Origin of the sequence: Aquimarina sp. MMG016 (assembly GCF_018100805.1) — a bacterium.
GTDB lineage: Bacteria > Bacteroidota > Bacteroidia > Flavobacteriales > Flavobacteriaceae > Aquimarina.
Genome location: NZ_JAGJEA010000001.1, coordinates 197,142 through 209,617, shown reverse-complemented (window position 1 = coordinate 209,617; position 12,476 = coordinate 197,142). Strand labels below are relative to the sequence as shown.

The window sequence follows — 12,476 nt, the reverse complement described above, 5'->3', positions numbered from 1 at the left end:
ATGCCACCAGCAGCAAGAATAGCAGATATGCATACTTGTCCACAATCAACCGGACCAGTACCCCATGTAGGAGGACCAATAACAGGGCCTTCAGTGCCAACAGTATTAATAGGAGGAATGCCTGCCGCGGTAGTCGGTGATTTGTGTGTCTGTGTAGGCCCACCAGATAGTATTGTCAAAGGTTCATCTACTGTATTCATAGGAGGCAAACCAGCGGCACGACAGGGGGATACCACAGCGCATACAGGAGTTATTGTTCAAGGGTTGCCAACCGTAATGATAGGAGGATAAAAAAATGATGAATACAAACAAAGCATATTTGGGTACAGGGTGGTCATTTCCACCGACTTTTGATAAAGAAAGTGAAACTGTTGAATTGGTAAGCGCAGAACAAGATATAGAACAAAGTCTTGAAATATTACTTTCTACAAGTTTAGGAGAACGTGTATTGCAACCGGAATATGGATGTAATTTGAAGGATTATCAATTCGAGAGCATGGATAGTTCCTTAATAGGTTTTTTAAAAGACCTGGTAGAAAGAGCAATCTTGTTCTATGAACCTAGAATACTATTGGAAAGAGTAGATATTACTGAGGCAGAATCCTTTGAACTAATAGAAGGGTTATTAAAGATCACAGTTCATTATAAAATAGAAGGCACAAATTCAAGATATAATTTTGTATATGATTTCTATTTAAGAGAAGCCGATCAAGGGATATAAATAAGCATAGATGAAAAAACCATCAAACATATCACATCCCTTAATTAATAGAACAGGGACGAGTCAAAGAACCAGAATCATTGAAGCATTGGATTCTGATTCAGTGCCAATTGATGGAAAAACATTGGCAGATCAATTATATATTATTAGTAAATATGCGCAACAAATTAACTATTATGAACTTATAAAAGATGATATTCAAGGAGAGTACCAAGAGATAGGAAATTGGACTTCTTTTTTTCAAGGTAGCTTACCTTTTCAGTTAGCGGTTTTAGGAAAAACTTCGATCAATGCAATTGAAACCGAATATAAAACACTTTATCAGGAATTAAAAAACAATCCATCTAAGCAAGGATTAGAGTCTCTTTTGATTTTTATTGATAATAAATTTATTATTCCTGTAGACCGATTATACGACAATACAGAAAAAGAAGAGAACAGTTTTGCTACTTCTCTTTTAGCAATTATTAAATCATCATTTGTAGAACCTCTTAAAACTTTTATAACTGTTTATAATGCTAGTGCTACTTTTTTGTGTGTCACTAAAAAGAGTTTTTCGGATTTTTTAGTATCACCTTGGATATTAAAAGTTGAAGATGTTTATGCTTATGATGTTTGCATACAACGGTCAGAAAAAGGAAAAGAGGAAGCATATCTGATTGCCGCAGAAACGATCAATTCTATATTTTATCAATTACTAAGTGGGTTTCAGGATATTATTAGTGCTGCACCTAATTTTATCGAAGAAGCACTTCGTCCTTTACAGGAGTCCTTACAAGAAAGACATCAACCACATTTAGGCTTATTGTTTACATTTTTGGAGTTGTTTAAAAATCTTCAGGGAGATATAAATAATTTAGGGGAAAAGCACCTGGATTTTTTCTATCAACAAGTATTAAAAATTGCTCCAAAAGAAGCAGAGCCTGATAAAGCTCATGTAATTTTCGAGATTGCAAACCATTTGGATGAATATTTATTAAAAGAAGATTTATTACTTAAAAACGGTAAAGATGTTAATAATGAAGATATTCAATTTGGACTTGATCAAGAGATAATTATTGATAAGGCTCAGATAAGTGATCTAAGAACCCTTTCTCTTAATAAAATAATTGATGATACCTATATCGAAGGAGTATATATGGCACCAGTTGCTAATTCGGCCGACGGGTTAGGAGAAAAATTCAAAAAAGATCAATCAGTTAATTGGCCAACATTAGGCTCAAAATTTAGTAAGAATACAGAAAGTAATAATCTTACTATAAAAGAACATCCTAAGGCAAGATTAGGGTTTGTATTATCATCACCAGTGCTTCTACTGCAGGAAGGGGAAAGAAATATAAAAATTCTTCTTGGCTGTGATGTTTTAAATAATGATGGAGCGTTAACTCCTGCAGAGATAAATGAAATATTAAATGATATAAAAACAAAACTGGTCGTAGAAAATGAAAAAACTGTTTTCAATATAAATGACCAAATTCTTGAAGAATGTAATTTATCATTAACTGCCAAAAAATATATTTCAAGCTTATTAGTCAAAAGTAACCCATACAAAATAGAGGAAAATGATTTAGAAACTTTCTTTAAAGTTGAAGATCCAATTAGTTGCCAGTTAATTTTTGATCAGAATGATGAAGCAGAGTTAAGAAGGTGTCTTAGAACGTTTGATTCAACTCGTGAGACAAAAAATGTTTCTTTATTCAATGTATGGTTTAGTGGAGAGAAAGATTGGATTCCTGCAACTCCTACATTACAAATATATCTACCACCAGAAGACGAGTTGACACTACCAGGTCAAATTGAATTTGAACTAAATGTTGATTTAGATGCTGGAGATCCTGCAATAGTATTTTATAATGAAGAAAACTTAAAGGAAAAATTTGACTTAAAAACCCCTTTCCCCTTAGTCAGGATTGAAATCAATGAAGATGTAGAAATAGAATGCAATGATTTGGGTAAAGGAGATGATGCGTGTTGCCTAAAAAGAAGTCAATCTAACGGAGAAAAATTCTTGTCACCATATCACTTTTTAAAACAGTTAAAATTGGTTGATGCCAAAATTGATGTAAAAGTCTGTGGAGTTAAAAATCTAATAGTACAGAATGATGACAACTTACAAGATGTTAACAAACCTATTCAGCCTTTTGGTCCAAGGCCAAAAGTTGGTGGATTATATCTGGATGAAAATGAAGAAGAGAAATGGTTTGTTGATGGTGGAGCAAACTTTTATATAGGTAGTAAAGAGATTTTCTGTAAAAACTGGCAAAAGTTCTGGATCAATACAACCTGGAAAGATAAACCTCTTGATTTAAAAGAGCACTATGAGCTTTATAAGGACCCTGAATTTGAAGATGGTAGTACTGAAATTGAGAATGGTAGTTTTAGATTTCTTACAAGTATTTTAGAAGACGGAACTTGGAAAAAAGACCTCACTCCAAAATTAGTAGATGAAGAGACGCGCCCCGAACTTTTAAGATTGTTTGAAAGCTATGATTTAGCAAATGATCCAAATCCTTGCTTGACCCCAAAAGATCAAGCAACTTTTTGTCATAGAATGGAAAGGACTTTTACTCCTGAAAATCTTTATAATCCAAAATCAATGCCAATTGAGCCTTTAGAACCATTAACAGTCAATACTAGAAAAGGTTTTATAAGACTTACACTAGCAGGAGTTAGTTTTCAGCATAACCGTTTTACGTTTGTATTGACTCGTCAGTTGTTGGCTCTCGCAGGTTTGGTTGATCCTAAGTCTATTTCAGATGCTTTACAAGAATTAGAAGAGGCTAAAACTTTAGCAACGGAGACAATAGCAATTATTGATAGTATAATCCTGGACATGGAAGGGGTTATTGGTTTGTTAGAAAACCTTAAGACACAAATGGATGGAATTCCTTTGGTAAATACAGTATTACCTGATTTATTACCACTCATCGATTTATCTCTTACGATCCAAAGTTCTCTATCTCAGGCAAATGACTTTCTAATAGCAGATCCTCCAAATCCTGCTGCCGCTCAACCCCTATTAGCAGATGGATGGAATAATGTGATCAACCTAAATGCTTTGTTGGGATTGTTTGATCAAGCACTTAATGATTTTGAAGATGATCTAGAGGAGTTTAATATAGAAACTTTGGCAAACTTCAGAGATGAAGTAAAAGATAATATAGATATTATCATAGGAAGACTAGACATCATTATCGGTCGTATGAATAGTAGTGATACTGAGAATCCTGGTATTCGGTTAAAAGTGGAAATGATATGTACAAAAATAGAGTCAGTACTTGATAAGTTTGATACTACACTTGATTTGGGTCTCCCTAAAGAGCCTTATACACCACTTATAAGAGCATTATATATTGATTATGAGGCGATCGCTAGTAAAGATGATATTGAGATAGTACATTTATATCCTTTTGAGAATACTTCAAAGCTTGAAGATATTGAGCAAAACCCTACGCTCTTACCTTTTTTTGATGATGAAGGAACACTATTTATTGGGATAGAAAATCTAAACCCAGGAGGAAATCTTTCCATACTATTTCAATTAGCAGAGGCAACGGCAAATTCTGAAATAGATCGTGCAGATCTCGATTGGTACTATTTAACAAACAATAATTGGGTAGCGCTATTGCCTGAATTTAATATCATTTCTGACGGGACAAACGGGTTAACAGTTTCAGGAATTGTTACAATAGCATTACCCGGCGATATTAACAAGATCGGTAATACGGTAATGCCAGATAATTTACATTGGATTAAGGTTTCTACTCCTCAAAATGCTAAAGCGGTTGCAGAAACTATTGGTATACATACACAAGCTGCAAAAGCTTCAGCAAGGTTTAGTGAAGGTAATGATACTAGTAGATTAAATAAAGCATTAGAAGCAGGTAGTATTAGTAAATTATCTGAAGGAGATTTTAGTGTAAAAAAAGTTGAACAACTGTATCCATCATTTGATGGTAGACAGCCAGAAGATGAAGGACACTTTTATATTCGGGTAAGCGAACATCTTAAACATAAAGGTAGAGCTTTGATGCTTAATGATTATGAAAAGGTTGTTTTAGAAGGTTTTCCTGAAATTTATAAAACTAAATGTATTAGTCATACTATGGGGCTTTCGGCAATAGAATATCATCGAGACTTAGAAATTGCCCCTGGATATATTGTGATTACTGTAATACCTGATTTAACAAAACTTGTATCCGGAAATCAATTAGAACCTAAAGTACCTGTTAGCCTTTTGGAAAAAATAGAAAACCATTTGCGCAAAAAAATCTCTCCTTTTGCAAGAATTAGGGTAATGAATCCAAGGTATGAATATGTTAATGTCGACATTAATGTGCGTTTGTATCGCGGGAAATCCCAAAATTTTTATAAGCAAAAGCTTAAGGAAGATATTACTAATTTATTAGCGCCTTGGTTTTTAGGAGACTCAGAAAAAATTGCTTTTGGAATGCCAGTCCTATTCTCCGACGTAATTGGTTTTGTAGAACAATTGGACTATGTGGATTTTATTACAAGTTTGGAATTGAGTACAGAAGGTGGGCAAAGCGGATCAGAAATAAAACCACTTACTGCTAGGTCTATATTGACAGCTGGACAAATTTGTGTTGTTATTGATGAAGAGGATTGCCCAGATACTGGTCAAGTAAATATCCCTTCACTGGAGTACGAGTCTATAAGTAGTAACAAGTCATCTGAATTAAGTTGATATGGCAGAAGTAGTGAATAATAATATAACCGTTATTAATCAAAATGATCCGGATATTCCTGAGTATTTAGATTTTGAAAAACTTAGAAAAGAAGGTTTAGAACATATAGGAAGTCTATCAGGAAAGATATGGACAGATCATAATACGCACGATCCGGGGATTACCATTTTAGAAATGTTGGTATATGCCTTGATGGATCTGGGCTACAAAACAAATCTTCCTTTCGAGGATCTAATTGCCGTTCAGAATAATAGCGAAGATGATAATTTTTTAACCCCGTTAGATATACTTACTATTAATCCTGTAACCATTACTGATTACAGAAAATTATTACTAGAAGTTAAAGGAGTTAGAAATGCTTGGTTAGAACCAGTACGACAAGAGCGGGACTTATTCCTGGATGGATATAGTAATACTTTGTTTTGTGATGGAGGAATAATAGATGTCAGAAAAGAATCTAATGATCTAAAAAGAAGGAATGGATATCAAAAAATTGAACTGAATGGTCTTTATCAAGTCTATATAGAAAAAGATAATGAAGTAGTTAATGATAATCTTGAAGATGATATTAAAACATTGCTGTCGCAACACCGAAATTTATGCGAAGATTTTGTTGGTATAGAAATACTGGCTCCTATAGAAATTGGGGTTTGTGTCGAGGTTGAAATACATGCTGATTTTGAGGCTGAAAAAGTATATGCCGAGGTTTTTACCAAAATAAAAAATTATATCCAACCCGAAATCAAATATTATACCCTTCAAGAGTTACTGGATAAAGGTAAAACGATCGATGATATTTTTGCAGGAAGACCATACTTAGAAGAAAGCTTTGGTTTTGTGGATACTGAAGAATTAGAAGGTTTTGATAGGCGAGATAGAATTTACTTATCAGATCTTTATCATACGATTTTGAGTATTGATGGTGTTAGAAAGATTAAAAATATAGCTGTTAAAGGAAACTCTGGGCTTATTAAAATTTCTGAATGGGAATATAAAATAGAAGAAAATAACGTGCCTGTTTTTTCTCTAGAAAAAACATGTATTGATTTATATAATGTTAATGGCTCTCTAAGGGTGGATAAACCCAAAATACATAGAGCTTTCTCTATCCTTAAGCAGTTTGAAATGCCTATGGATAGTCTAAATACAAAAATACCCGGTGGAGTATGTAGGGATGATTTAGAAGAATACTTTTCTATCCAGAACGATTTCCCGGTGGTCTACGGAATCGGAGAAGATGGATTACCAGAAAGTTCGACATTACTTCGTAAAACTCAAGCATTACAATTAAAGGGGTATTTGATGTTTTATGATCAGATGCTTGCCAATTATACTTCTCAACTATCTAATATCAGGTCTCTGTTTTCTCTAAAAGTCGAAAAAGAAAGAACCAAAGAAGAAAAGCGAACATATTTCACACAGATCCCTGATTCAATCCCCAATTTTGAAAAGCTGTTAAGGTTTTATGATAATGGAGATTCTGTTTCTGGGGGTTCATTATTAGCTGTTCCTGTGGCCAATGATGAAAAATGGAAAGACGTTCTAGATCAATTAAAAAATAACTCTAGTATTGAATTGACAATAGATAATTACTGTAATGATAACAATGCATTGCTGGAATTATTTAGTGTACCATCTGCAGGATTGAGAACGATATATATAAATCAATTAGTTGATTCATTCTTCAATAATAATTTTAATATAGAAGTTTTAGCAGATCGCAGAGGATACTTTTTTGTGATTCAAGCTACATTACCAAATGATATTGTAATAGTTGGAACAAGAAGATATTCTTCTAGTATCGAAGCTCAACAAGAAGCTAAAAATATTGCTTTCATAGCTTCGATGAGTAAAAATTATAATCTAATTACTAACGCTTCAGAAGATCTGACAGCTGATCAACATTATTTTGGTATCATCTTTACTCCTTTGTCTTACATTGATATAATTCAGGAATTGACAGAGAATAAGGATGAGTATGTGATTAGACGTAAGCAGTTTTTAGATCACTTGTTAGCTAGATTTGGAGAAGAATTTACTGATTATACTATTTTACAATATCAAAATAAAATCAATACCCAAAACCATGTTCAAGATGAAATAGATGATCAGTCAAAATATATTAATGAATTTGCAGAAGTAAGTCGTAATAGAGGAAAAGCATTTAACTATTTGGAACCATCTTGGAACACAGATAATGTGTCTGGTTTTGAAAAACGAATAGCACTATTATCCGGAATAGGAAATTATCAGCGTCGTAACTTATGCAATTTTGAAGTGATTCAGAATTTCAGAATTATATTAAAAGATTGGTCTGGTAATGTACTTTTTAAAAGTAACAGAGGTTATGAAAATATAGAAGAACTTCACGGAACGGCTAGAAAAATACTAGGGCAATTACGTAATCCGGAATCATACAAGCGATTAGAAAAAGACCTCAATGGGTTTGATCCAAGTGCCATACATCGAATATTCTCTGAAAAACCAGCTGATGAAAATATTATTATTACCAGTCATAATTATCATCAGGAGTTAAGAAATACTCATGATGAAGTTGTAGTACTTAGTAAGAGTACTAAGATGAAATCAGAAAAGGCGGCAATTGATAAAAAAGATGTTTTTATTACAGACATTAATAAACAAAATTTGATTGTTGATAAAGAGGATAAAAAAGAATTTAGATTATTACCTCTGGAGAAAGAAAATAGTTATTTAGATGTTAATGCATTACCCTGTAATATAGAAACATTAATAACGTGGAAATGGCATGTTAATGATAATAATGCTAAAGAAAAAACTACTAGCGAGCAGGTATTCGAAGAGTATGACGAAGCCTGGAATAATATGGTTCGTGAAGCGAAACTGGGTAATTACCTTACTACACATGAAGCTGGTGTAAAATGGCGACTCGGTATTGATGAAAATATATCAATCCTTGGATTAGATTGTTATCCTGATGGCTATAAAGCTGTTACTGCTTGGCGACAAGCAAAAGTTCTGGGAAGCGCAAAAACAAATTACTTTTTAGAAAAAGAAGAAGATTTTATTAGGGTAAAACTTAAAAATGAAAAAGGAAATGCCATTGCTATTTCCAATAAAATTGGCCTTGCTGATTGTAATATAGATACCGTTATTGAGGATTGTGTAGCTGTTTTTAGTAATAGAATTACAAAACCTGAATATGATAATGAAAAAGACAAGTTTGGTTTTCAGGTCTTAGGAAAAGATAAAGTTCAAATACTCAAAAGCTATTGTGTATATGGTTCTGAAAAAGAAGCACTGCAACAATTAGAAACAGTCTTTAAATTTGGAGTAAGTAAAAAGAATTATTTGCTGTCGGGAGATCAAGGTAATCCGGAATATAATTATATACTTCTTGATCAGTATAATTCGTTTTTGGCTTTACCTCCCGATCATTTTGAAACAGCCACAGATCGTAGCAAAGCATTAAACGTAGTGATGCGTTATTTCAAAAATAATACACTTCCGGTGTATGTTAGAGAACAACCGAGAAGATATATCTGGTCATTGTTAAAAGATGAAGAAAAAGTATTGAAGTCACAGTCAGAATTTTCTTCAAAAGCCAGAGCACAAGCAGATTTTGATAAAACAGTACAGGTTGAAGCACAAAAGCCTAATAATGAGATTTTTGTGCCTTATTGTTACGATTTTGCTATAGTTGCAACTCCTTCTCAATACAAGTTCATCTATGGTATAAGTAATGAACAAAATGATTTAGAACCACTATTCATAAGTACAAATACTTTTAAAACAGACGAGAATGCTTCAACTGCATACACAGAGTTTGTTAGAAATCTACCAGGAGTAATATTCAAGGTTTCTCCTAGAAGTGACAATGAATATGGATTGTATCTTTCAGGTTCTGAGACTCCATTAGCTGGAGGGTATCAAAAAGAAAAACCATCACTGGAAAAAGCAAGGGCTTTAGTTAGTTATATTTCAAAAATATATACTAAAAAACTGACCCCAAGAGAAAACTTTGTCACTCAGGAAATGGTAGAAAATCAAAGTGGGGGTTATGAATGGAGACTTTACAAGAAAAATGCTCCTTTAGCTATTAATCCGAATACATTTTCTGAAGAAGCACAAGCCGAAAGAATTAAAGCAATTATTTGTGATATTATTCCTCCAATAGATTTAAGACAATGCCCTAAAAAAAGTGTAGTTGTTTGTCCAGAAGGAAGCCCTAATCGATATCACTACCAAGTGGAGTTTAATGATATTTATAATAAAGAATTCATATTAATAAGCTATGTAGGATATGGTAGTGCATTAGAAGCTGAAGAGGCGTGGAGTAAACAATGGCTGGATGTAATACAGCTTGCTACCCATAGAGAAGAATATACAAGTTCAGGGAAAATAAATGTTGAGGAAGTTTATAAAGATCCCGAATCAAAATCATGTGATAACGAGTCTTTTTTAGTAGTAATTCCTAAGAAGATTAGGGATGCTGTTGAAGCAAGTGGAGATGATATCGTTAGTCATTATTGTCGCTCAGCAAATTTATATCCTATTTATACAGCTTCAGAAGAAAATAATACTGGGGATCTCACTTATAAGTATAGAGTTGTAATTCCGCAGAACACTATAGTTATAGGAGATAGTCCTAGAAGAGCAGAAGATGATCATTTTAGAAACATAATATGGGAGAGTGAAGGTTGTTATGATAATGTTCAGGAAGCAATTGATGCATACATCTATTTTTATAATCTGGCCGGAACTTCTAATAATTGCAGGGTATTCTGCGATAAAGGAGATTTTTATGTTGGTTTGGTAGAGGTTTTGGCAGAAAGTAGTCAGGATTTTGATGCTCCAGAAAAAGCTTGGGATGATGTATTCTCAGATGACAACCAGGATAGTTGCGGTAATTGTATTCCGGGCGGAGTTAGAGAATTTATATATGCAGCAGAAGATGATAAAAATTATATAACTATTTGTGAACAAGAATGCTGGAAATTTAAGGTAGTTTCACCAGGTTATTTTGTAGTAGATCATAGTTGTTATTATGATTCTAAAGTTATCCGAGATGATCAAATTAATCAATGGGTTTTAAAATTAAAAAACCTTAACTGGGATGAATATATCACTGGCAAACCATCTGATGGTGGAGGTACTCGTCCAGGAAGTGATTTTTTATTTTGGATTGGATATGGCTATTCTGAAGAAGAATTTTGTGATTTTATGTTTTGTCTTCGAGATAGTTTAAATATTTGTGCCACAAAAGATGATGAAGCCAGAAATCAAGCTATTAAATCATTTTTAAAAGAAAAGTATAAAGACGATACCAGAGTATATAATTTAATTGATCAATACGATTTTAAGCATGATGTTGTAAAAGATCTGGCAAGCCACTTTCCTATATATAAAACAGATAATGGATATGGTTACCGATTATATGACGTAAAAAATGATATAGATATAACCCCAGATGGCTTACAACCTTGCGGTTGCGAACCAGACGTTGCAGGAGAAATTAAACCTTGTAATGATCCATATCCTTTTGTTAGTAGTAATAATTATTCATGTCGCACAGAGGCACTACAGGCATTTTTAGAGTTTTGTATATTGATTAATGATACAGATAGATCGTATTCGATAGAATGTATTTCGAAATCTGAGTATGGCCCATATTCTTTCCAAATAGTAGATAAAAGCAAAGAGTTGGCATATCATCCGCAACAATATGATAGTTTGCAGGAGGTTAAAGATGCTATTGAAGTTACAAAGGATTGTGTAACAGATGTAGGAATGCATTTATTAGAACATATTTTACTTAGACCTAAGCCTGGTACTATATGTGGAGAAGGATATGATTATGATGGAGAAGGTGAATATAACTATAATAGTTGCCTACTTCCAGTCTGCCCGGATTATGATTGTTGTATAGAATGGCAGCTTGATTTGGATGAAGGTGATCCATGTTCAGGTACGGATAACGCACCAAAGATTAATTATATACCTGGTAGTGATCCATATTCTTTTTGGGCAACTTTGATATTACCAGCCTGGAGTAAACGATTTAGAACCCAGGAAAAAAGAGAAGCGTTTGAAGATTTTTTGTATAAAGAAGTACCAGCTTTGGTTGGATTGAATATTTTATGGCTTAGTCCAAGCAACTTATGTAAGTTTGAAGATGCATATCATAAATGGTTATTATGGTTACAAGATCCTGACCCTGATAAGGATCGTAAACGATGTAACCCTAACGAGACGCTTCCCTATTGTTTAGTGTCAAATTGTATTAGAGATTTAGAGTCAGAACCCCCTTGTTCTTCTATTCCCGACGAAGGCGGAGATTGTAACTGTAACGATGATGGAAAAATTATTCCTGAAGAAAGTTCTGGAAGTATCTTCTGGGGTAACTGTACTGATATTTTTGATCAAAACTATGAACAGGCTTCGGTTTCTGAAGTGTCAATTAAAGATGAGGTAGCTAAAGCTGATCTTGAAAAATTGAAAACTGAAAATAAAGAAAATACGAAGGCTAAACAAAAAACAAAAGAGGAATCAGAGAAAAAGCCTACAGTAAAGAGTGCTAGAAAAACAACTAAGAAGAAGGTTACAAAGAAAAAGATCACACATTCAAAACCAAAAAAAGATGATTTAGCTGTAATCAGAAAAAGAAAACCAAAATATATCTCTAATGCTCAAGCTATAGCAAATGATAGTATGAAAAAAACCAAAAGTTATGATAGAGCTATGTTTTTTCTTCAGAATATACCTACGATTACAGAGTACAATAAACTGGTTGACTTTTTTGATAGATATAGTTTGCAAAAGGATAACGATCAAAATTTCATGGTATTAATAAAAAATGCGACTTGGCATTTATTTGATAAACTAGTTTTAGACGAAAAAGAAGAAATAAGTAAAGAAAATATCGATCATCTTCAAAAAAGACTTAAAAACCTTAAAGATAAAGGGTTGTCATTAAAAGAATTAGATAAAGAATGGAACAGTGCCGCATTAGGTGCCAAGGCAAATAAAAAGCCTTTAGCACAACTAAAAAAGATAGTAAAGTAGTT

General features: G+C 33.2%; 4 protein-coding genes. All 4 read left to right on the top strand.

Translation table 11 applies throughout. The features are described 5' to 3' along the window. Genes J8M14_RS00815 through J8M14_RS00800 form a run of 4 tightly spaced genes read left to right on the top strand, consistent with a single transcriptional unit; the run spans position 1 to position 12,474 of the window. Positions 1-291: a PAAR domain-containing protein gene (locus tag J8M14_RS00815; RefSeq protein ID WP_211072447.1), complete on the top strand. Its 291-nt coding sequence runs from the start codon at positions 1-3 to the stop codon at positions 289-291. A 4-nt stretch (positions 292-295) separates the two neighbouring features. After that, positions 296-721 (top strand): GPW/gp25 family protein, encoded by a 426-nt coding sequence (locus J8M14_RS00810; RefSeq protein ID WP_247672517.1) that lies wholly within the window; start codon positions 296-298, stop codon positions 719-721. A gap of 10 nt (positions 722-731) precedes the next feature. Then, positions 732-5,429: a hypothetical protein gene (locus J8M14_RS00805; RefSeq protein WP_211072446.1), complete on the top strand. Its 4,698-nt coding sequence runs from the start codon at positions 732-734 to the stop codon at positions 5,427-5,429. Position 5,430: 1 nt separating this feature from the next. Further along, a complete protein-coding gene (locus J8M14_RS00800) occupies positions 5,431-12,474 on the top strand; it encodes a hypothetical protein (protein ID WP_211072445.1) in 7,044 nt (2,347 codons plus the stop codon). Positions 12,475-12,476 lie beyond the last annotated feature (2 nt).